Origin of the sequence: Streptomyces sp. MMG1533 (assembly GCF_001279775.1) — a bacterium.
Classification (GTDB): domain Bacteria; phylum Actinomycetota; class Actinomycetes; order Streptomycetales; family Streptomycetaceae; genus Streptomyces.
In genome coordinates, this window is sequence record NZ_LGDG01000167.1 from 85,289 (window position 1) to 106,631 (window position 21,343).

The following is a 21,343-nucleotide window of genomic DNA, read 5'->3' on the forward strand; positions in this document are numbered from 1 at the left end:
GACGTACGATCTGCTGCAGCTTCCGCCCCTCTTGGTCGGTCAGACTGCGCCCATGGACAGGCTCGGCCAACGCACCTCCAGCGGTCGGATCGGACATCACCGCCCATCCGGCTCGTAGCCTCAGCCTGTGACTGGGAGAAGTGAGACAGAGGGCGCTTTCAAGAATCGGTGCGCGAACGCCGAGCGGATGCTCGCGTCGCTCACCGGCTACTTCATCAGTCGGATCTCGTTCGAAGCCTTCAACGAGGACGACTCCATGGAAATCACCATGAGGGACGGGCCGACGAAGCCTGACGTCGTGATCTCCCTCTCCGACCTGCGGTACGTCGCAGTGTCGAAGCCCCCTGGGATCTCCGGGTACTTCATCGACGCGATCTCCCTGACGCACCTGCCGGTGATGCCGCACCCCTGGCCCGAGGACGCGGCCGGCCGTGTCGGCCGATACGAGCACCTGCCCCGCAGTTCGGAGTCGCGGGTGTACTGGGCCATGACCGCGGTGATACTGCGCCGGCTGACCGGGGCAACCGCGTCGGCCTGGCGCACCACATGACCGGCGGGGAGCTGACGCTCGGGGCGGTGCTGGTGCGGCTGGAGGAGCGGGAGGGGGAGCTCGCCGCGCAGGCCGGGACGACGCGGGAGCAGATCGCGCAGCTGACCACGCGGCTGGACGAACTCGACCGGGCCGCCGAGGAGGTCCGGATCACCCGCAAGACACTGCTGGAGCTGCCCGATCCGCTGCCGCCCGCGCTGCCGCCCTCGAAGCTGCCGGACCATCCGGCCTACCAACAGATCATGGCGGTGTTCGCCGCAGCAGAGGCCCCGCTGCGGGCGCGGCAGGTGTGCGAGGCGATGGACCTGGAGATCGCACCCAACACCATCAACAACACCCGTCTGAAGCTCAAGCGGCTCGTCGAACGCGGAATCCTGACCGAGACCGAGCAGGGCTTGTTCACCCCTCCACGGCCGTAAGCCGCCCTGCGTCGCCGCGACCTGCCCGCTCACCCAAACGAAGCGACGAATCAGGCATCAAGTCTCATGCAGCCCTTTCAGTACGCCGCGCGGGGTGTGCTGGGTGACCGTCGTCGTCCTCGCGGCGGGCTCGCCGGACGAGCCACCATGACGGCACCGTCCGACAAAAGGCCTCTGCTCACGTCGCCGTCACTCGCCGCCAGGGCGGCACCGTAGCCAGGCTCCACAAACCGTCCAGGTGCTGGTTCCAAGTGGCGACAGCGGCTCTGGTGGTGTCGGTGTCCTTCGCGGACCAGACATTCAGATCGGCACGGTGGCCCTTGGGGTCGTAGTACTCAGGGCCTGAGCTGCGCAGCATCAGGCGGGCGAGCACGTCGTAGAGGCCGTGCAGCACCAACTCCCGGTTGAGAATGCAGATCTTGTCTCTCGGGATGCCGGGGTAGAGGCGGAACTCGCTCTCCACCGTCACCCGTCCCAACCTGTTGAGCCGCTCCGCGAGCACGGACAGCGCCTCGTCGAACCCCTGGCACCTCCGTTCCTGGCTTCGCCGTAGTTCAGAGTCGTCCAGCGGCTCACCAGTCGGCCCGACCCTGGACGGCACAGTCATGGGCTGCCCGAAATCCGGCACCAACACTCTGATGCACACGCGCCTGGTCGGTCCGGGATCGTCGAGAAGGTCCTCCAAGCGGCGGTAGAGCGGGCCGACAATCGTCTCCCCGGTGTAGCCGAGAAAGGTGATCTCCACCGTCCGGGCGCGGAAGGCCTCGTCCACGAATCGGCCCAACTCACGCGACCCCACCTGAGATCGCTCGGGCAGCCGAAGCGACGCGGCCAGGTCCTGGACCGCGTCGTACAGCACGTACGCCACGAGGCTGAGGAGCGCGCCGCCGAGGAAAGTCTTGTCCTCCAGGGCGTCTCCGACCGGTTTGACGAACTGGGCAGTCAGTCCGACGGTGAAGATTCCGAGCAGAAAGTACCGTGTCACCGCAGGCTCGAAACGTGTCAGATGCCGCCTCAGACGATGAGCAACGCCGGGCTCGGCCGACCCGTTCCCTGGCACAGACATGCGCAACCCCTCCCCGTACCGAGCCGCCCGCGTCGCCTCATGTGCCCGCGGGGCCGGCCCGTCTCATGCCGTCATGGTTTCCAATCCGGCACTGGCCGGGCAAGATGGGGATTCGCTGTCGCGCCGCACGTCGACCAGCGGATCCACCTTGCCGGGTCCGTGGTGTGGGATCACCACACGGGTGCGGGTGCTCGGGGTGGTCACCGTCTCCTCCTCAGCGAACGCCGTGTGGCTGACGCCGGGGGAGCAGGCTCAGCGAGTACGACGACCTCCTGCAGCAGCTTGTCCGTATCCGCGACGACATCATCGCCAGCACCCACGAAGGTCGTCGGCTGCGAACCGCTGCCCCGTCCTCGGACAGCCTGGCGACGGTGGCTGCTGTCCGCCCATGTTCTGGCTGGAGTTGAGGGTGAGAGGTGAGGGTGGGATGGGCGGCGCGGACCCTGCTCGGTCTTGTAGGGCTTGCGCTCGCTCACGACGACCAGCCCAGCACGCCCACGGCCGCCGACCGGCCGGGATACCGTCCTGCCACACGTTCAGGTGACGACAAAACACCTATGCACTCACATACCGCCCTCTGATGCGCAGCGTGACCTATTCGATGAGCGGCTCACTTGACGGCTACATCGTCGGACCGGACGGCGGCCTCGACTGGACGGCGCCCGACGAGGAGGTCTTTCGCTTCGCCATCGACGTGATTCGACAGGTCGGCGTCCACCTATTGGGACGACGGCTGTACGAGACGATGCTGTACTGGGAGACCGCCGACCAGGATCCATCGCTCGACGACTCAAGGCTCGAGTGGACCGCGCTCTGGAAGCCGCTCCCAAAGGTGGTGTTCTCCACCGCGCTGTCGGCGGTGCAGGGCAATGCCCGCCTGGCCTCCGGCGGCCTGGCGGAGGAGATCGAGCGGTTGCGAGCCGAGCCGGGGGAGGGCGACATCGCGATCGGCGGCGCGACTCTCGCCGCCGAGGCGGCTGCGTTGGGGCTGATCGGACGAGTACCGGGCCAGGGTCTACCCGGTGCTGGTGGGCGGTGGCATTCCGTTCTTTCCCCAGCGCGAGCGCCGGGTGGATCTCGAACTCGTCGAGACCCGCACCTTCAGCTCGAGAGTCGTCTACCTCCGCTACCGCGTGGCGCGTTAGCCGCTCGTCCGCCGAGCCCTGGGAGGAACGGGCCAGCCAGTGACGTTCCCTCAGCGAAATGACCTGCGCGAAGCGGTGTGAACCACCGCCTGGCGAAGGCCAGTTGGACGGACCACGCTCGTCCGCAGACGCACGAATCCGTCGGTGTCGAAATTGTGGATCACGTCCCGGACCCGGTCCGCGCTGGTGAACATCACTTCGGCGATCTTCGCCACCGGCATGCCCTGGGCGGACAGCAGCACCATCTGGGCCCGCTCGGTTGGTCAGCCTGCTGGCGGGCTCTGCAGGGCCTACGCTCGCGTGAACCCGTGGCTCCGCTCCACTTTCGCCACATGCAGCGTGTAGCTCTGGTACCACTCGGCCTGCCCACGCTTTTGCGCCGCGCGGTGCTCGGCGTTGGACCGCCACTCCGTGAGGGCGTCGGCGTCGCGGAAGTACCCGACGGTGATGCCCAGCCCGCCAGGAGTCTGCGCGTGGTCCATCCCCAGGAACCCAGGGACGTCCTTCACCAGGTCTTCCATGCGTGCGTTGGTCTCGCTGTAGCCGCTCTGGTCCTGGGTTCGCACCGCAGTGAAGACAGCCACGTAGTAGGGGGGTTCATAGGCCTCGACGGGCGCGACAGGCGCTTCCGAGTGATCACTCATGGCGCCACCGTAAGGCGGGATGCGCCCAACGATCCAGCGTCTTTCCTGAGTGGACGTTAAGTCCGATCTTCCTCGGTTCGTGGTCGCTCGATCGTGGTACTGATCGCCGCACGGGCCACCGGTTGGGCATGTCCATGCAGAGATGCTGGGCATGGAGCGAGAGGCGTACCTCAGCCACTTGTCGGACGAGCAGTGGCTCTTGATCGAGCCGATGATTACGGCCTGGAAGCAGGACCGGGTGGCACGGTCGGCGACCGGCGATCCCGGGGCCTGCGATCTGAGGGAGGTCGTGAACGCGATCTTCTACCAGAACCGGACGGGCTGCCAGTGGCGCTATCTGCCCCACGACCTCCCGTCCTGGTCAGCGGTGTTCTACTACTTCGGGCTGTGGCGCGAGGACGGACTCGATCAGCGGATCCAGGAACTTCTTCGCTGCCAGGTGCGCGAGAGAGCCCGCCGATTAGAGGACCCGTCCCTCGTGATCATCGACACCCAGTCCGTCCGCGCGGCCGCCGGTGTCCCGAAGACCACGACGGGACTGGATGCCAACAAGAAGGTGTCGAGCCGCAAGCGGGGACTGGCAGTTGACGTTCTCGGGCTGATCATCGGCGTCGTCGTGCCGGCCGCTTCCGCTCACGACAACACTGCCGGCGCCGCCCTGCTCGACCAGGCCGCCGAGCGGTGCGGCAACCGCCTGGAGAAGGCCCTGGTGGACCAGGGCTTCAAGGATGAAGTCGTGATCCACGGCGTCCTGTTGGACATCAACGTCGAGGTCGTCCGCCGCAACCCCGAAGACCAGGGAAAGGGCTTCGTTCCGCAACCGAAGCGGTGGATTGTGGAGCAGGTCAACGGCACGTTGATGCTGCACCGGCGGCTGGCCCGCGAGTACGACCACCGGCCCGACACCTCCGCCTCGCGCGTCTACTGGGCCTCCATCGCGAACATGACCCGCCGCCTCACCACACCCGCCGCCACCTGGCGCGACATCCTCCAGCTGGCCGCATGAACATCATCGAGCTCCTGGCAGACCTCCAGGCGCGGCACGACAAGACCACGGCCCGGGCCGGTGAACTACGCGACCAGATCGAGCACTTGACCGCAACCCTGGCCGAGACCGAAGCGCGCCTCGCAGACCTGGCCACCGCCCGGGAGATCATCGCCGAACTCACGCCGGCTGGAGGCGAATCCGAACCACCCGAGACGAGCACCGCTTACCAGGCCATCGTGAGCGCCTTCAACCAGCACCCCGACCGGGAGTTCCGGGCCCGTGAGCTGCACGAACTCCTCGGCATGCCCACCGACGAGGCATCGGTCAACGTCACCCGCGCTCGTCTCGGACGCCTCACCCGCCAAGGCTTCCTCACCCAACCCGGACGAGGCCGCTACCAGAAACGGACTTAACGTCCACTCAGTGGGCGTTTAGGGATGTTCAGAGGCATGTATCACCTTTGAGGCCAGCAGCTTTCATGACGCTTCGCCCTGTAGGAGCGCATTCGCACACTCCGAAGTGTCGATCGGACCGCCCGTTCAGTTCGCACATGCCGCTCGAATTCCGTCTCGTTTAGCAATGGGATGAAAGCTCCCTACTGGTAGAGAGCTTCCAGGCATTGCAGGCCATGCGCGTTAGTAATCAAACCAGGCAAAGTATGTTGAAACGGTCGGCGCGAATCAACATCAAATGCCCACTCAGGCGTTGAGGATCCAACGGCTCCACGAGCTGCACGAGTCGCCGAGGCATGCCTTGACCCGCACCCGGCTGCCCACGCCGCCGTGGGCGTTCTTGCTGCTGTACTCGTACATCTCCTTGTTGCAGGACCCCTGGGTGCCGGAACCGCCCGACCACGTGCACTTTCCGTTGCGGTAGAGCCCCCAGTTCCCATTGCTGTCACGGAGCTCGTTCTGCCACTCGGTGGTGGCGGAGGCGCCGTCTTTAAATTCGTCGCCGGCGAAAAGGACATCGCCGGACGGCTTGAAGCAGGCACGGGCGCTGGTCCAGAGGTCGTCCTTGACCACGCAGTAGTAGTCGTTGACCGACGTCGTGTCCTTCACCGCGGTGTCGTACTCCATCGTGGCGGCGGCTGCCGGGTTGCTCATCGCCAGAACGAGCATGCCTGTGGCGGCCATGCCCAATACGGTTCTTATCGCGCCGCGCATGCGGACGCCTCCCGTCGGGTCGAAGCTGACTGAACTCCAACCCTGGGGTACGCAGCGCCTCGGCGGTACCTAGAACGTTTCAGGGTGCCCTGAGTGGCCGCTACCAGAAACGGACTCAACGCCCACTGAACGGGATGCATAAGGGATCGGACTCTTGACCGAAGCCGTCTGAGCTCTCCCCGCCCCAGCTCCCGGAAACGGCCACGAGCCCACCGGCTCACAGAACGGTCCAGGGGACGGGGAACACCAGGGCGAACGTTGGCTGATGCGGCACTAGCTACTTGCTGCTGAAGAAGTCGTTGGTGCCGCTGGGTTGACCTATGGGGAGAGCTGGTCCGGGCTGCCGGCAAAGCATGCTGCTGGTCTCATTGCTCACGCTCGTCTTGGACACGCTCGCACCCTAATGAGCGTCGGGCGCTGTCCCGTCGCCCGGCCTACCAGGTCCACGATGGCTTGCACAGCCGAAAGGGAAGGAATGTGCTTGCCGCGGGAGATGCGACTGAGCGTGCTGGAACGGAGACCGATGTCCAGGTCGGCGCTGATGCGCCGGTAGGTCCAGCCCCCTCTTTCAATGGCTCAAGCAGTTGCTCGCGCGCCACGGCCGCGAAACGCGTGCCTGCTTGCCGACGTCTGCGACGTGTCCACGCCTTTTCACCGTCGTCAACTCGCATGTCGTCTTTGCTCGGTGTGTCTGGCCCCAGAACTGGCGCGACACCTGAACCTCGAACCAAACACTTCCGCCGGGACAAAACACTCTTCAAGCCCGGGGCGCATCCCGAACAGCGGGGTGAGGGCCCGCTTGTCCTCGTCGGTGAGGACGGGCCGCCCAGTTGGGCTCGGCAGGTATGCCCCGGATCACCAGGGTGTTGACGAAGACAAGTGCCTTCCGCAGCAGGTGGAGCGCCGGCCATTGTGCGGTGTTCACCAGCTGATTCCGGCCGCCACCGGCAGGTGGTCACTGCCCGTGGCCGGCAGCGACCATGAGCGCTCCGGCTTCACGCCGCGGACCAGGATCTGGTCGATCCGCGTCACCGGGAACTTCGCCGGCCAGGTGAAGCCGAAGGCGTCCCCGGCCGCGTCCTGGGCCGAGTGCAGCTGCGAGGTGATGTCGGCGAGTGCGCGGTCGTCCGTGGTGCCGTTCAGGTCGCCGAGCAGCACCACTCGCTCGTTCTGTTCGGCGGCGATGGCCTCACCGAGCGCCTGGGCGTTTCTGTCCCGCGAGTCCGTCCAAAAGCCCGCCCTGGGATTCACGCGTACGGACCCCAGGTGGGCCACGTAGACCGCCAGTGGCCCGTGGTCCGTGGCCACCGTGGTGCGCAGTGCCCGGTTGTAGGCCATCTTGATGTCGACCGGCTTGGTGTCCGCCAGCGGCCCGTAGTCCATCTTGATGTCGACCGGCTGGGTGTCCGACAGCGGCAGCTTGCTCCACAGCCCCACCGTGCCCTGCACCGTGTGGTACGGGTACGCCTTCGCCAGTTCTTTCTCGTACAGCAACTTCGCCTGCGGGGTGATCTCCTCCAGGGCCAACACGTCCGCGCCGGAGGCGGCCAGGGCGTGGGCGGTGCCGGCCGGGTCGGGGTTGTCGGCGCCGACGTTGTGGCTGGCCACGGTGAGGTCGCCGCCCGAGTGGGACTTGTCGCTGAGCAGCTCGCCGAAGAGGTTCAGCCACACCAGGACCGGCAGCAGCAGCGCGGCCACCGCGGAGGCGGAGCGGCGCCACAGCGCTCCGGCCAGCAGCACCGGGACGAACAGGCCGAACCACGGCAGGAAGGTCTCCACCAGACTGCCGAGGCCTCCGATCCGGTTCGGGATCTTCGCGTGCAGCAGCATGAGCAGGCCGAGCAGCAGCGCCAGCGCCGCGAGCACCAGGCCGCGCCGCCAGGGCCCCGGCCGGGAGCCGATGCGGATCGCCCGGCGGATGCCCGCGCGCCAGGGTCCGGCGCCGGTGTCCCGGCGGATGCCCGCGCGCCGGGTACCGGAGTCGGCATCCCTGCGGTCGGCGCCGCCCTGTCCGGTCTCCGCCGTGTCCACCTGTGCCATTGTCTGTCCTCGCTCACTGCCGGTCACCGCGGCATCCTCGGGTCCTGGGTGGGGTCGGCATACAGGCGCGGGCAACCACGATCGATGGCATGGGCGCGCAGTTCGTAGTGCCAGGGTTCGTTCCTGTAGATCTGGCACAGCCCGTACTCGGCACCATGCTTGGACAGCCATGCCGTCGCATCGGAGCGCCCGATGTCGATCGCGTCCCCCGACACGTGGGGAGACGTCGCTGCGGTGGCCACCCATCGGGCGGCCTCGTCTTCAGACCCGTACTTGGACACCGCCTCGCGAAGAAGCTGATTCTGGTATCCCGGGGAACGCCAGCCGCTGGTGACGCTGAACTCGACTCCGTCGTCCGCGGCAGCCGTTGCAGCCTGGCGGAGGGACTTGAGCAGACCTGGATCGAGGTTGGCCACTGCCGGAATCGCGTCATCGAAGACCGTCACACCGTCGGGGACGACACCGTCGGCCTCGCCGAGCGCACCAAGGTGGTCACTGCGAAGAGCATTCGAGGGTGATGCGGTCGAAGAGGACGAGGAGTTCGCCACCTGGTAGCCGAGGGCTGCGGTGATCACTGCCAGGACGACCAGCGGGCCGACGACAAGAAGCCGGCGAATCCGGCGGGTCGTTGTTCGTGCTAATGGTGGGGTTCGAGTCATACCGCCAGTCAAGACAGCGCGGTGTTGCCGGCACGTATCCGGTTTTCGATATGCCGACGATATGCGTCGGCTCGTAGCCTCGGAGCATGCGTGTGCTGATCGTCGAGGACGAGCCCTATCTGGCAGAAGCCATCCGCGACGGCCTACGCCTGGAAGCGATCGCGGCCGACATCGCGGGTGACGGTGACACCGCTCTGGAAGTGCTGAGCATCAACGCCTACGACATCGCCGTCCTCGACCGCGACGTCCCCGGACCGTCCGGTGACGAGATCGCCAGACACATCGTCGCCTCCGGCAGCGGCATGCCGATCCTCATGCTCACCGCTGCCGACCGGCTCGACGACAAGGCATCCGGGTTCGGGCTCGGCGCCGACGACTACCTCACGAAGCCGTTCGAACTCCGAGAACTCGTGCTCAGGCTCAGAGCACTCGACCGCAGACGTGCCCACAACAGGCCTCCCGTGCGAGAGATCGCAGGTCTGCGGCTGGACCCGTTCCGCAGAGAGGTGTACCGGGACAGCCGCTATGTCGCGCTGACCAGGAAGCAGTTCGCAGTGCTCGAAGCCCTCGTCGCCGCCGAAGGCGGTGTCGTCAGCGCCGAAGAACTCCTGGAACGCGCATGGGATGAGAACGCCGACCCGTTCACCAACGCCGTACGCATCACCGTCTCGGCACTGCGCAAACGGCTCGGCGAACCCTGGATCATCGCCACCGTGCCAGGCGTCGGCTACCGCATCGACACGCAACCGGAGGCCGGACACGAGGGAGGCGAGCGTGGATAGGGCACCTGGGCTGAGCGTTCGCCTCAAACTCACCCTCAGCTACGCCGGGTTCCTCATGCTGGCCGGCGCCCTGCTGCTCGCGGCGGTGTGGGTGTTCCTCCTCCGCTATGTCCCCGACCGTGCGATGCTCATCAACCCCGATGACAAGCCCACGAATGGTGTTTTTCCCATCCGGTCCGTCCTCCTGGACGTTTTCGCTCCGAGGGCAGCCGCAGTACTGGCATTCCTGCTGGTGTTCGGCCTCGTGGGAGGGTGGATCCTCGCCGGCCGGATGCTCGCCCCGCTGACCCGGATCACCAACGCCACACGCATGGCCACGAACGGAACACTCTCCCACCGGATCCGGCTACCGGGCCGCAAAGACGAGTTCCGCGAACTCGCCGACGCCTTCGACACGATGCTCGCACGGCTCGAAGCACACGTCGCCGAACAGCAGAGATTCGCAGCCAACGCCTCTCACGAGTTGCGTACCCCGCTGGCGATCTCGAAGGCGCTTCTCGACGTGGCCCGCACCGATCCGAACCACGACGCCGGCGAAGTCTTCGACCGCCTCCACGCGGTCAACACCCGGGCGATCAACCTCACTGAAGCACTGCTCCTGCTCAGCCACGCCAACCAGAGGTCCTTCACCCGAGAACCTGTCGACCTGTCCCTGCTTGTAGAAGAGGCCACCGAAACACTCATCCCCCTCGCGGAAAAGCACGGCGTCACCATCGAGACCTCCGGCGACATCACCCCCACGACCGGATCGCAAGCGCTCCTGCTACAGCTGACCACGAACCTCGTGCACAACGCGATCGTCCACAACCTGCCTGAGCAGGGCACCGTGTGGGTCAATACCAGTGCCTGCCCCAAGACTGTGGTGCTCACTGTCGAGAACACCGGCGAGAAGCTCACCCCAGAGCTGGCCTCGACATTCACCGAACCATTCCAGCGCGGCACCGAGCGCATACACGCCGACCACGCAGGCGTCGGCCTCGGCCTGGCAATCGTCAAGACCATCACCCATGCACACGACGGAACACTCACCCTCACCCCGCGCTCCGCCGGCGGGATCCGCATTACTGTGGAACTGCCCGCGACAGCCCCGCACGCCGCCAGGTAATGAATCAGGGAATTGATGCTGAATCAGAGAATTGCGTGGACCGAGTCGGGTGCCGCCGCAGTGGTCGGCAAGACGACGACCATCGCTGATGAGGACTACCAGGGCACCGGACCGGTCATCCCGCACCGGCGCCCCGCCGGTGGTCATCGCTGCGACTGGAAGAAGGAGCACAACCACTCGCACAAGCAGGTCCGTGCCCGAGTCGAGCACCGTCTTCGCGCCGATGAAGACCTGGAAGATCCTTCGCGACTGCCGTCCGAAGGGCGACGGCGTTCACACCGCGATGCTCGGCATCGCCCGCATGCACAACCTGATCCAGGCGGCGTAGCCAGGGCGGCGTCGTTCAGTCGGTCTGACCGAATTGATGGCTTCATGGAGGCGGACTGGGTGTGACGTCCGCGGATGCGGCCGGAACGTAGGCAGGCACGGCCTCCGTTCCGGGCGCTCCTCGGATCCCACAGCCATCTCGCCACCTGAATTACCATCAAGTCGGTCAGACCGAACGACGAAGCCGGCAAGGACGACGGCGTCGACCGGGCCAGGCTCGGCATCGTCGGACGTCGGACTTCACAATCTCGCCCTCACGTGGGGATAACTCCCGCCCCATACGGGACCACCTTTAGAGAGGCCCAAGGGAGACGGCTTCCCACCTCGCCGTCTCGGAGGATGCTCAGTCGAGACAGAACTCGTTGCCCTCGATGTCCTGCATCACGATGCACGACTCATTGTGGTCATCGGCAAGCAGCAGTTGCACCTGTGTCGCGCCGAGCGCGACCAGTCGTGCGCACTCGGCTTCGAGCGTGGCGAGGCGCTCTTCACCCACGAGCCCAGTGCCGACTCGCACATCAAGATGCACCCGATTCTTGACGACCTTGCCTTCGGGGACGCGCTGGAAGAACAGTCGCGGGCCCACGCCTGAGGGATCACTGCAGGCGAACGCTGAACCCTGCTCCTCGGGCGGCAGAGAGCGATCGAAATCGTCCCACGTAGCAAACCCCTCCGGTGGAGGCGGTACGACGTACCCCAACACCTCGCACCAAAAGCGAGCGACGTGCTCAGGTTCTGCGCAGTCGAAGGTGACTTGGAACTGCTTGATCGATGACATCGGCGCACCATAGCAGGGGGACTCTGTGGCTCATTTCCCGGTGTGGATCCGCATGTTGTCGGGAGGACGGCCCTTGCTGGCCGCTGCTACACGGTGGTATCGAGGATGTCCAATTCGGTCGTCACACACTGACTTTGGACACCCTCGCCGCGGCTCCGGCGGGAAGAACGAGGGACTGTCACGGTCCGGAGCTGGCGGGAACACTCGGATTGGTCGTGTCGAAGTAGACCGTGTCCGTGCCTGGATCGAGATAGAACGCGCCGGTGTACGTCCCAGCCGTCATGTCATGGTCGAAGGAATCACTCCGAACCCACCGTGCATCCTTGGGCACGAACTCGGCGAGCTTCTCGGGCGGTTGAGGTGGCGCCTCTGGCTGAAAGCTCTGCCGCGAGGCACCCGTGATGGCGGCAACGGTACCCGCTCTCAGCTGGGCGGTCCCCACGACGCGCACATCGGTGGGGCCCGGAACGGACCCCCGCGAATCGGTGCCCAGTACGCTGCCGAGCCAATGCGCATCCGACAGCGGGCCGAGGCCGGCGAACCTACGTTCCAGAGGCTCCAGGTCGGTGCGGACCTTGGTGCCATCTGCGCTCTTCGAATTCGCCGTGCACGCCGCAAGCAGCGTCACTGCTCCGAGCGCGAGCACCCCGCGGCGTCCGAAACCCGCCATGCCACCCACAAGCCGCCCTCCCCAAAGCCCCCACATCTCACGCCTGATCGTAGCCGTCAGCTCGCTGCTGTCGGTGCGCAGCGGCGAGTTCCGCTCCTTGTGGGCACGCGAGTACACCCGGTCTCGCCCTGCGACGTGAAGCAGGTGCACCACTCAGCCGTGGGGGACCTGGAGTTGCGGCATGAGGCCCTCAAATATCCGCAGCGTTCCGGGACAGCAGTTCGTCATCCTGCAGGCCGAGCAGGGTTCCCCCTGCGCGAACCGCTGGCCCTGCTGGGCACCATCAGCGCACCCGAAGTACCTCACCAGCAGAATCCCGCACACGGCACCTGAACCAGGCGACCACCGGAAAGCCGTCTCCGGCGGGACACTCATGTGCCCCGGCGGGACCAGGGCGGGTTTGAGACATGGGCTTGGTGCGGGTTGGCGCGGGTTTGGTGTGGGGCACGATCCGATCGCTGCGATGTTTCGGATCGCTCCTCAACCGATCCGCCAGGGACGGAGCTTCTCGGGGTTTCGCACCGCCCAGATATGCCCGATCCGGTCGCCCGCGATCTCGAAGGCGAACACGGTCGCGATGGCGCCGTCCTGCTGCGCCACCAAGCCGGGCAGGCCGTTGACCGTGCACTCCAGGAACGTCGTGCGGTCGCCCGACACACGGGCGATCTCGGCGTAGGCACGTGCGATCTGCTCACCGCCCACGATCGGGTACAGGTGGGTGACGGCCAGTCCGCCGCCGTCGGCGGTCGCGGTGGCGTCGGGGTCGAGCAGGCTGATCAGGGCGTCGATGTCCTTGGCCTCCCACGCCGTTTTGAACTGCCTGACGATGCCGGCCTGCCCGGCACTCGGGCCCGCCGGGGTCTGCGCAGTGCGGATGCGACGGCGGGCGGACGAGGCCAGTTGGCGGCACGCCGCCGGAGTGCGGCCGACGATCTCGGCGACCTCGCCGAAGGGGTAGCGGAAGACGTCGTGCAGGACGAACGCGACGCGCTCGGCCGGGGTCATCGAATCGAGGACGACCAGGAAGGCCATCGTCACTGACTCGTCGAGGGTGACCCGCTCGGCCGGGTCGGTTCCGCCGACGCCGGAGCGACCGGTGATCCACTCCGTGGGCTCGGGCAGCGGTTCCGGGATCCAGTCGCCCACGTACGTCTCCCGCCTGGCCCGCGCCGACCCGAGCAGGTTCAGGCAGATGCGGCTGGCGACCGTCACCAGCCAGGCGCCGGGCGACTCGATGGCCTGCTGCTCCCGTGCCGACATGGCGTACCAGCGGGCGTAGGTCTCCTGCACGACGTCCTCGGCGTCGGCAAGGGACCCGAGGAGCCGATAGGCGAGGTTGATCAGCCGGCGCCGCTCGCTCATGATCGCGCTGAGGCCCGGATCGCTCTGATCGTCGCCGGGCTCGGCTCTGGTGGTCATGGTCTGGCCGTCTCCCTCGCTCGCTTCTGTGCCTCTACCCGTTACGACAAGACAGCGCACCGGAATGTGAGGCCGACGCGCCGCCTCACATTCCGAAGGGCTGCGTTGTCGTACCGGTGAGGACGACAACAGGACGGACAGGGGACTCCGATGAACGACTTCCAGGCCATCGCGGATCGCGTCGAGATCGAGGCACTGCGCGGCGAGTTCACCGACGCGGCGATGATGCGGGACCGACCCCGCCTGGCGTCGCTGTTCACGCCGGACGGTGCCCTGCGCATGCCCAACATCCCCGCCGAGCAGGTCGGCCGCGAGGAGATCCGTGCCGGGGGCGAGCGGCTGCAGAGCCAGTGGGACTTCTTCGTACAGACCACACACCCCGGCACGATCCTGCTCGACGGCGACACCGCGACCGGCCGCGCCTACATCCAAGAACTCGCGCGCACCCTCGATGGACGCCAAGGTCTGAACTACGCGGTCTACCACGACCGTTACCAGCGCACCGCGGAGGGCTGGAGGTTCGCCGAGCGGGTGTACGAGGTCAGGTACCTCGACACCTCCCCGCTGGCGGGCACGGCGCCCCACACGGCGCAGGGCTCCGGGACCAACCCGGCAGACGCCACGGCCACCGCGGCTCTGGCCGCGTCCTTCGCCGATCCGGCATCGGCAGAACGACTGGAGCGGGTAGCCGCCGCGCTGCGTGCAGGCGGCTTCGCCGCCGAGATCCTCGACGACGCCGCGGCAGCGCGCGCCCGCATCAAGGACCTGATCCCCGAGGGCGCCGGCGTGCTCACCGGAGCCAGCGAGACCCTCCGGCTGTCCGGCATCGACGAGGACATCAACGCCGGCGGCCGGTACGACGCCATCAGGCCGCGCGTCCTGGCCATGGACCGTGCCACCGGCGCCGACGAGATCCGAAGGCTGGTCACGGGCCCCGAATTCGTCGTCAACAGCGTCGCCGCGGTCACCGAGACCGGCTCGCTCGTTCTTGCCTCGGGCAGCGGCAGCCAGCTCCCTGCCAACGCGGGCGGTGCCGCCCACGCGGTCTGGATCGTCGGCGCGCAGAAGGTGGTGCCTGACCTGAGCACAGCGCTGCGCCGCGTCGAGGAGCACGCCCTCCCGCTGGAGAACGCCCGCGCCCAGGCGGTGTACGGGATGCCCAGCGCCGTCAACCGCCTGCTCATCCTCAACGCGGAACCCCGCCCAGGGCGCGGCACCGTGCTGCTTCTCCGAGAGGCCATCGGATACTGACCCGGCCCAGGTCCGTTTGACCCACGGGCTCAGAGACAGTCATTGACAGCGGCGATCTGGCGGTGGCTTCGTAGCGGACCGCGCGCTTGTCGTACCGGGTCGCCACGGTCCTGTACCGCTTGAGGCGGTTGATTCGGCATTCCACGGCGTAACGGCGCTTGTACAGCTCCTGGTCGAAGCTGTACTCGCGTCCGCCGTGCGAGCCCTTCTTCCTCCGGTTCGATCGCTGGTCGTCCTGGACCGGGATCACGGCCTCGGGGAACACGCAGGCGGGCGACTACGGGTTCGGCTCCCGCTTCGTAGCGGCCCCGGTGGGGTCAGCGGGCGAGGGAGACGGCGAAGGGCTTGAAACCGTGTCGGCGCAGGATGTGGGGCACGACCACCCGGGACCAACTCGGCCTGATCACACTGCCCCTGCCGCTCCAGATGCCCGCCATCCCGGTACCTACTGTGGCACCAGCGCTACGACGACGACCGCGCCCACACCTGGCTGCGCGACCTGGCCACCGAAACCGTCCAGGCACTGTTCGCGCCACCGACCGCCTCCCAACTTCCCCTCACCTTCCGAACCGGGCAGTGACGACACTTGAGGCGAACAGGGGCGGAATATCAACAGCACCGCACCCAACAGCATCGACGAGTTGCGGAAGTGCGTCGCCGCAATTGGTGCCCGGCGTGACCATGCGGTTCACCGACAGTCGCTCGCGGTCCTCCTCGCCGTCCGGGACGCTGGCGACCGTAACGTGCTCACCATCTGGCTCACCGAGATCAACGCCAAAGAGCCCAAGCGGCCGACATGACCCTTCGCCCTGAGCCTGGTACGCGATGGTCTCCCAGGCCCACTTTCGCACCACGATGGCCGGCGATCACCTGGATGACTTCCTCGCCGGCTCCCGATGCTGTCGAGAGCACCGCCCGAACAGCTCTTCAAGTCGGCGTGAGCGAAAGGAAATGCACGCACTGCAAATGGCCGCGCAGACATCGAAGTCGGGACGACGCGCCTGGCTGTCTCCGCCGTCTGACTGCTGTCGGGTTGGGTGGGGTGATTTCTCAGGGCCTCGGCCTCCGCTGGGCCCGCGCCACCTCACATCACGGCATCACAGCGTGACGTCACGGCTTGCGGGCGAGGCCGCCGTGTTCGGCGATGACTTCCGGGGCCGGGTCGGTGGGGTCGGGTCGCCAGTGGGGGACTGAGACGACGCCGGGGTCCAGGAGTTCCAGGCCGTCGAAGAACGAGGTGATCTCGTCGACGGTGCGCAGGTTGTACGGGACGGCGCCGCTCTCGTTGTACGCGTCCTGGGCCTGCTCGAAGACCGGGTCGATGCTGCGCGAACCGTCGTTGATGGAGAGGTAGCTGCCGGACGGCAGCGCGCCCATCAGGCGGGTGACGATCGAGCGCGCATGGTCGTAGTCCGCGACGTGGCCCAGGATGTTGCTGAGGATCAGGGCCGTCGGCCGGCTGAAGTCCAGTGTGTCGGCGGCGGCCGCCAGGATGTGGTCCGGGGTGAGCACGTTCGAGTCGACGTAGGCGGTCGCCCCCTCCGGCGTGGAGTAGAGCAGGGCTTGGGCGTGGGCCAGGACCATCGGGTCGTTGTCGACGTACACGATCCGGGACTCGGAGGCGATCCGCTGGGCGACCTCATGAGTGTTCTCGGCGGTCGGCAGGCCTGTTCCGACGTCCAGGAACTGTCGTATGCCTGCCTCGGCGACCAAGTACGTGATGTTGCGGCGCAGGAACGCACGGCTGCTGCGGGCGATGGGAACGATGCCGGGGAACACGGCGGTGTATGCGTCGCCGGCCTGCCGGTCGACGGGGTAGTTGTCCTTCCCGCCCAGCCAGTAGTTCCAGATACGGGCCGAGTGCGGCACCGAGGTGTCGATCTTCTGATGCTCCGCCGGTCCGGGCGTGGTCGCGTGCTCGGTCATGTCTACCGTCCGTCTCTTCAGCCGAAGCGAGGAGTTCCGGTCACAACTTACGGCCCGACACCCGTGCTCCGTACGTCAGTTCACATATCCGGTGCGTCCCGGTGGGACTCCCTTGTTGGGTGTGTGGACGCACGTGAAGTGACCCGTGTCCGGGCGGTGTTGGCGTTGTTCGTGGCGGATGTGTTCGCCTCGGTGTCGCGCAAGGACCAGCGGGCGAAGGGCGACTGCTGTCTGCGGGGGCTGATGCTGGACGGCCGGCGCAAGTCGATCCAGGTGATGGCCTCCCGGCTGCCGGACGGCAACGAGCAGAACCTGCAGCAGTTCGTGAACCAGTCCACGTGGGAACCGGTACCGGTGCAGCGGTACTAGCGGGTCGGCTGGGTCAAGCCGCGGGGCAGGGGTGGGTGATCAGGGCCTCGCTGCGCTGCGGGAGGCGCTCGTAGTCCCGGACCAGGCGGCGGGCTGATGGGGGTGCCCGAAATCGGGTCTGGTCGGAATTTCGTGACGGTCACGATCGTGTGTTTCGCGCGGCGCTTGGGGGCCGTCCTCAGTGTGACGACCATGCACGCCGCCACCGTCAGGAGCAGGAACAACCGGCCGAGGGCGCCTGGGGGTGCTGTACGCCCCCAGGCCCCTCGGCTGTTCGAGGACCTCCCCGCCGGTCCGGTGTCAGCCGATCTTGTCCGTGAAGCCCACCGACAGGTACGTCTGATGGGTGACCTTGCCCTTGCCGGCTCCCGCCGTCCACGTGAAGGTGTACTCCAGAATGGAGCTCGTCTTCGGGTCGACGATCACCCGGCCGACGCTCTTGGCCTCCGCGAACTCCAGGGCGGTCCCGCCTCGCCCGGTGCTGTCCTTGACGGTCCCGACGAGCTTGACGCCCTTCAGCCCCGCCATCGCCTTGAACAGCCCCGCCCGCAGTTTCGGGCTCGCCGGGGACCCGCCGAGCAGGGTGACCGCCTGGTCGAAGGGGGAGATGCTCTTGGGCCTCGGCGGAGTCTGGAGCAGCCGGAGCAGCTTCGCCGGGTCCGTGGTCAGCTGGTCCAGGGCCTTCCAGTCGAGGTCCTTCGGCCCGAACTGCCAGTCGGGCCGGTGCCCCTTCTTGTAGGCCTTGCCGTCGTTGACGACGTAGAAGTCCATGGACTGCGAGAGGTACGAGTCGCCGACCGTCAGATGCATCTTCCAGTACTTCCCCGAGGAGACCGACTGGGTGGCGGCCACCGTGGAGAGGTCGTTGAGGAAGACGGACGCGGTGTCCGCGCGCGCCTCGCTCCGCGTGCCCGTGGGTGTCTCACCGGTGTTCGCGTACGTCACCACGCCGACCGCGACCGCGGCGGCGGTGAACAGGCCGACGAGGACCCGGCGGCGCCCGGACATCACCCGCAGCGGTGCGGTCACCACAGCACCCTTCTTGCGCCCGGCGGCGTGCCCGGCCTCCTGCGCGACCTCCTGCGCGGCCACCGCCGCCTCGATCCCCGCCAGCGCCCTGGCCAGCGCCTGTGCCGACGGCGGCTCGACCCGCCCTGCGGCCACCAGTGCATCGGCGCCGGGGAAGTCCAGCAACACCGCCCGCTCGGTCATGCCGGTCTCCTCCACGTCCTGCGTACTCATGCCGGTCCGCTCCACGTCGTCGTACGTACTCATGCCACGTCTCCCGTCACGCTCAGGTGCCGTCCGACCGGGCGTGTCGGTGCGAGCCGGTCGCGCAGCCGACCCCGTGCCCGGTGCAGCCGCGAGCGGGCGGTGCCCGCCGGGATGCCCACGGCGGCGGCCGCCTCGGCGGGGGTGAGCTGCTCCCAGCTGACGAGCAGCAGCACCTCCCGCTCCTCGACGGGCAGTTCGGCCAGCGCCCGGCGCAGCGCGGGGGCCAGCGCGGCCGCGTCGAGCCGCTGGTCCACCGCCTGCCAGGGATCGGTGATCTCCACTCCCGGTACGGCCTCCTGCCGCCCCGCCCGCCGCAGGTGCTGGGACAGTACGTTGCGGGCCACCCCGAACAGCCAGCCCCGCGCCGAGCCGCGCGACGGGTCGAACGTGCGCCGCGCGGCGAACGCCTGCAGCCACGCCTCGGCCAGCAGATCGTCCGCCGCGCCGGGCATGCGCCGGGCGAAGTAGCCGTGCAGGGCGGGCGAGTACGCCTCCACCAGCGGGGTGAACGCCGCCGCGTCCCCCGCCGCCGACCGTGTCAGCTGGGCGTCGCTGTCGCCGTCAAGATTGGGGGCGCCGTCGCTGCGCTGCTCGTGTTGCCGGGTATCCGGTTTCACGGAATCTCCGTCTCCGACCGCCGGACGACGGTCTCACCCTGTACTTGTCATCAAGTTGCGGATCCGTTCGCACCTCCTGCCGGTGTGGCTCCCTGTCGGAGTGGCCTCGTCTTTTGTTGGCGCGGCTCGAACGCGTGCATCATTGCTCGGCCGTTGTCGATGGAGCTGGCGTATGGCGAACGGCGGATGGCGCGGCGTGCCGCCGACGGCGATGGCCCCGTGCAGGCGCTCTGAACCCGCAGTCTGGGCGCGACACCTCCGCCACGTGGTGCCAACTCACGTTTGACGGAGGTAATGATCCTGCCGGATTATTCGGGGGTGGCTCTGTTCACGAGGAAGGCCAGCAGTTCGACGGCGGTTCGAGAGGCACCAGGCCGTCGGGACCGGACGGGAGTCACGAGTATCGACAGCGCTGGGCCCCCTGACCGGCCGACTGTGACCGTCGCTCGCCGACGGCAAAGGTGTCGGTGGCTTGCCGCGAGGCTGAAGGCAGGCACTCATTGCGGCTTGCCTGGTGGAGCCGAGCGGTGGATGGCAGGACCGAGCTCCTCGGGCGGGGCTCAGATCTGTTGATCGTTGCTGCGGCGGCCGAGGCCGCGGCCGAAACGTTCGGAGACGGCCGGCATCAGGCTCTCACCGTCGGCTGGGCGGTCCAGACCGAAGACGCAGCCGGGGAAGTCCAGGTCCTTCTGCACCGCCCAGATCCCGTCGTGGTCCTCCGGCGGAAGGATACGCACCGGGTCGCCGACGGCGACCCAGCCGATCGGCACCATCGAGTCGGCGGGCAGCACGGTGCGCGGATGCACGATGCCGTTGATCCGCACCTCGGAGCGGGTCCCGATCCGTGCTCCGTTGAAGACACGGCTGCCGGTGGCCAGGAAGACCTCGTCCTCGACCCGGCAGCCGGTCAGGTAGGAGGTGGGGCCCACCAGGACCTGCCGTCCCAGAATCAGCGGATCCCGTCGGGTACCACGCAGGACCGCGTTCTCCATCACGATGCTGCCCTCGCCCAGCTTCACCGGCCCGCCCTCGGCGGTGAGCACCGCACCGAACAGCACCCGGCACCCACGCGCACGTCCCCGCACAGCGTGGCGGTCGGAGCAACTTAGGCCGTGGGGTGGACCTTCGGCGAACAACCCTCATGAGCGATCAGCATGGCCGCGATCATGCCGCGCCCTGGGGCGCTGGCGCACACCATTTCACCAGGCAAGGCCCGCGCCGGGCCTGGCTGAGTACCCGCGAGAGGGTGTTCTGCTGGTTCGTCAGATTTGGCTTGGGTTGGCGTCCAGGGCCGGTCGTGACGACCGGCTGGGCTTCGTGCTCCTGTTGGTGTTCTCGACGCCCGGTCACGGGGTCGGGGAGGCGGTCAACGCGTGGACGAGCTGGGCGAATTCGGTACGTTGCCGGTCGGTCAGCGTGGCGTAGAGCGGCGCCTGCAGCTCATCGGTGAGCTGCTCGGCACGCTGCCATCGGGGGACCAGGGTTGCGGCAACGGGATGTGGCTCTTGCCAACCGTAGCGGGTTGCCTGTTCGACGCCGAGGTTGATGACCATTGCCGCTCGGGCGCTCAGCCCGCACAGGCGCATTGCCGCCAGATGGCAGGCGCCACGGTGTTCCCGCAGTACATGGATGCGCTGCATGGCCGCACCGACCGGGTCGTTGCCGGGGCAGGGTTGCGCGCGCCAGCCGGCGAAGAGAGGCAGTGCGTCGGCGTCGGCGGCGTCGATCAGCTGCTGTGCCAAGCGGTTGAAGTGCTCCACGTCGACGTCGGCAGGGATGCTGGTGCGCCCCCACGTGCGGACGGCCTGTGCATAGCAGGCAGCGGCTTCCTCCGCCGGCATCACGGACCGTCCTGCCAGCCAGCCAGCGGTAACCAGGTGGGGTCCGAGGAAGCCCTGTACCGCTTGGACCACCGAGGCCGGTGCCTCGCCGAGCACCCCGAACCGTCCGCGGCAGTAGAAGCCGCGCCCTGGCGGAAACCCGGCACGCAGACCGACGGCGGCGGTCGCCTCGTCGGACATGAACTCGTCGCCGAAATCGTGGATGGGCCGGGCAACCGCGGCGATGCACTCGAAGATCTCCATGCGCCGAAGGTCGCCCACCATGACTCAATAGGTCAAGTGGGTGATTTCTGATGGAACCCTTTA

The 21,343-nt window shown here is 67.4% G+C and carries 21 protein-coding genes and 5 pseudogenes; 11 read left to right on the plus strand and 15 right to left on the minus strand.

Annotated elements, in window-relative coordinates:
• Positions 1 to 127: 127 nt before the first annotated feature.
• A complete protein-coding gene (locus ADK57_RS51250; protein ID WP_234390264.1) occupies positions 128 to 550 on the plus strand; it encodes a hypothetical protein in 423 nt (140 codons plus the stop codon).
• Positions 547 to 969, plus strand: a complete 423-nt coding sequence (locus tag ADK57_RS17835) for a hypothetical protein (RefSeq protein ID WP_053750468.1) — start codon at positions 547 to 549, stop codon at positions 967 to 969. The genes ADK57_RS51250 and ADK57_RS17835 overlap by 4 nt, the downstream gene beginning before the upstream one ends.
• A gap of 178 nt (positions 970 to 1,147) precedes the next feature.
• Here ADK57_RS17835 and ADK57_RS17840 read toward each other — a convergent pair whose 3' ends face one another.
• Complete coding sequence (locus ADK57_RS17840) at positions 1,148 to 2,035, minus strand: hypothetical protein (RefSeq protein WP_053750469.1); 888 nt, start codon at positions 2,033 to 2,035, stop codon at positions 1,148 to 1,150.
• A gap of 63 nt (positions 2,036 to 2,098) precedes the next feature.
• A complete protein-coding gene (locus ADK57_RS49960) occupies positions 2,099 to 2,239 on the minus strand; it encodes a hypothetical protein (RefSeq protein WP_159050091.1) in 141 nt (46 codons plus the stop codon).
• 376 nt (positions 2,240 to 2,615) lie between these two features.
• Here ADK57_RS49960 and ADK57_RS17845 point away from each other — a divergent pair.
• Positions 2,616 to 3,180, plus strand: a pseudogene (locus tag ADK57_RS17845) (dihydrofolate reductase family protein).
• A 134-nt stretch (positions 3,181 to 3,314) separates the two neighbouring features.
• On the opposite strand, the pseudogene ADK57_RS52260 reads toward ADK57_RS17845, so the two are convergent.
• Positions 3,315 to 3,434: pseudogene (locus ADK57_RS52260) on the minus strand (helix-turn-helix domain-containing protein); the annotation flags it as partial.
• A 36-nt stretch (positions 3,435 to 3,470) separates the two neighbouring features.
• Entirely contained in the window at positions 3,471 to 3,824 is a 354-nt protein-coding gene (locus ADK57_RS17855; RefSeq protein ID WP_053750471.1) for an antibiotic biosynthesis monooxygenase family protein, read from the minus strand.
• 151 nt (positions 3,825 to 3,975) lie between these two features.
• On the opposite strand from ADK57_RS17855, the gene ADK57_RS17860 reads away from it, so the two are divergent.
• Complete coding sequence (locus ADK57_RS17860) at positions 3,976 to 4,830, plus strand: IS5 family transposase (protein WP_053750537.1); 855 nt, start codon at positions 3,976 to 3,978, stop codon at positions 4,828 to 4,830.
• Positions 4,827 to 5,225: a hypothetical protein gene (locus ADK57_RS17865; RefSeq protein ID WP_053750472.1), complete on the plus strand. Its 399-nt coding sequence runs from the start codon at positions 4,827 to 4,829 to the stop codon at positions 5,223 to 5,225. The genes ADK57_RS17860 and ADK57_RS17865 overlap by 4 nt, the downstream gene beginning before the upstream one ends.
• A 285-nt stretch (positions 5,226 to 5,510) precedes the next feature.
• Here ADK57_RS17865 and ADK57_RS50470 read toward each other — a convergent pair whose 3' ends face one another.
• From ADK57_RS50470 to ADK57_RS17880, 3 genes are all read right to left on the minus strand, one after another.
• Positions 5,511 to 5,948 (minus strand): hypothetical protein, encoded by a 438-nt coding sequence (locus tag ADK57_RS50470; protein WP_053750473.1) that lies wholly within the window; start codon positions 5,946 to 5,948, stop codon positions 5,511 to 5,513.
• Between the two features lie 951 nt (positions 5,949 to 6,899).
• Positions 6,900 to 7,808 (minus strand): endonuclease/exonuclease/phosphatase family protein, encoded by a 909-nt coding sequence (locus ADK57_RS17875; RefSeq protein ID WP_420711867.1) that lies wholly within the window; start codon positions 7,806 to 7,808, stop codon positions 6,900 to 6,902.
• Between the two features lie 233 nt (positions 7,809 to 8,041).
• Positions 8,042 to 8,677, minus strand: coding sequence for a M15 family metallopeptidase (locus ADK57_RS17880; protein ID WP_053750474.1), 636 nt, complete (start codon positions 8,675 to 8,677; stop codon positions 8,042 to 8,044).
• Between the two features lie 86 nt (positions 8,678 to 8,763).
• Between ADK57_RS17880 and ADK57_RS17885 the strand changes: the two genes are divergently transcribed.
• From ADK57_RS17885 to ADK57_RS17895, 3 genes and pseudogenes are all read left to right on the plus strand, one after another.
• Positions 8,764 to 9,459 (plus strand): response regulator transcription factor, encoded by a 696-nt coding sequence (locus ADK57_RS17885; RefSeq protein WP_053750475.1) that lies wholly within the window; start codon positions 8,764 to 8,766, stop codon positions 9,457 to 9,459.
• Positions 9,452 to 10,564, plus strand: a complete 1,113-nt coding sequence (locus ADK57_RS17890) for a sensor histidine kinase (protein ID WP_199830608.1) — start codon at positions 9,452 to 9,454, stop codon at positions 10,562 to 10,564. Before ADK57_RS17885 ends, ADK57_RS17890 begins: the two co-directional genes overlap by 8 nt.
• 33 nt (positions 10,565 to 10,597) lie before the next feature.
• Positions 10,598 to 10,892: pseudogene (locus ADK57_RS17895) on the plus strand (transposase); the annotation flags it as partial.
• Positions 10,893 to 11,234: 342 nt separating this feature from the next.
• Here the strand turns inward: ADK57_RS17895 and ADK57_RS47520 are convergent.
• The 3 genes from ADK57_RS47520 to sigJ all read right to left on the minus strand — a co-directional run bounded on the left by ADK57_RS47520 (position 11,235) and on the right by sigJ (position 13,758).
• On the minus strand, positions 11,235 to 11,669 hold the full coding sequence (locus ADK57_RS47520; RefSeq protein WP_078973188.1) for a VOC family protein: 435 nt from the start codon (positions 11,667 to 11,669) through the stop codon (positions 11,235 to 11,237).
• A 178-nt stretch (positions 11,670 to 11,847) separates the two neighbouring features.
• Positions 11,848 to 12,456, minus strand: a complete 609-nt coding sequence (locus ADK57_RS17905; RefSeq protein WP_159050092.1) for a hypothetical protein — start codon at positions 12,454 to 12,456, stop codon at positions 11,848 to 11,850.
• Positions 12,457 to 12,819: 363 nt separating this feature from the next.
• Positions 12,820 to 13,758 (minus strand): RNA polymerase sigma factor SigJ, encoded by a 939-nt coding sequence (sigJ, locus tag ADK57_RS17910; RefSeq protein ID WP_053750478.1) that lies wholly within the window; start codon positions 13,756 to 13,758, stop codon positions 12,820 to 12,822.
• Between the two features lie 150 nt (positions 13,759 to 13,908).
• Here sigJ and ADK57_RS47530 point away from each other — a divergent pair, with 150 nt between their 5' ends.
• Positions 13,909 to 15,009, plus strand: coding sequence for a nuclear transport factor 2 family protein (locus tag ADK57_RS47530; RefSeq protein WP_078973190.1), 1,101 nt, complete (start codon positions 13,909 to 13,911; stop codon positions 15,007 to 15,009).
• Between the two features lie 384 nt (positions 15,010 to 15,393).
• Positions 15,394 to 15,589: pseudogene (locus ADK57_RS51265) on the plus strand (LysR family transcriptional regulator); the annotation flags it as partial.
• Positions 15,590 to 16,119: 530 nt separating this feature from the next.
• Here ADK57_RS51265 and ADK57_RS17925 read toward each other — a convergent pair.
• Positions 16,120 to 16,935, minus strand: coding sequence for an SAM-dependent methyltransferase (locus ADK57_RS17925; RefSeq protein WP_053750479.1), 816 nt, complete (start codon positions 16,933 to 16,935; stop codon positions 16,120 to 16,122).
• A gap of 123 nt (positions 16,936 to 17,058) precedes the next feature.
• Between ADK57_RS17925 and ADK57_RS17930 the strand changes: the two are divergent.
• Positions 17,059 to 17,298: pseudogene (locus ADK57_RS17930) on the plus strand (transposase); the annotation flags it as partial.
• A gap of 306 nt (positions 17,299 to 17,604) precedes the next feature.
• Here the strand turns inward: ADK57_RS17930 and ADK57_RS17935 are convergent.
• The 4 genes from ADK57_RS17935 to ADK57_RS17950 all read right to left on the minus strand — a co-directional run bounded on the left by ADK57_RS17935 (position 17,605) and on the right by ADK57_RS17950 (position 21,280).
• The gene (locus tag ADK57_RS17935; protein WP_053750481.1) at positions 17,605 to 18,579 is read right to left on the minus strand and encodes a hypothetical protein; all 975 of its coding nucleotides are present in this window, start codon (positions 18,577 to 18,579) and stop codon (positions 17,605 to 17,607) included.
• Positions 18,576 to 19,196 (minus strand): RNA polymerase sigma factor, encoded by a 621-nt coding sequence (locus tag ADK57_RS17940; RefSeq protein WP_234390266.1) that lies wholly within the window; start codon positions 19,194 to 19,196, stop codon positions 18,576 to 18,578. Before ADK57_RS17940 ends, ADK57_RS17935 begins: the two co-directional genes overlap by 4 nt.
• A gap of 560 nt (positions 19,197 to 19,756) precedes the next feature.
• On the minus strand, positions 19,757 to 20,254 hold the full coding sequence (locus ADK57_RS17945) for a gamma carbonic anhydrase family protein (RefSeq protein ID WP_199830609.1): 498 nt from the start codon (positions 20,252 to 20,254) through the stop codon (positions 19,757 to 19,759).
• A 288-nt stretch (positions 20,255 to 20,542) separates the two neighbouring features.
• Positions 20,543 to 21,280, minus strand: coding sequence for an SCO6745 family protein (locus tag ADK57_RS17950; RefSeq protein ID WP_159050093.1), 738 nt, complete (start codon positions 21,278 to 21,280; stop codon positions 20,543 to 20,545).
• Between the last annotated feature and the right edge of the window lie 63 nt (positions 21,281 to 21,343).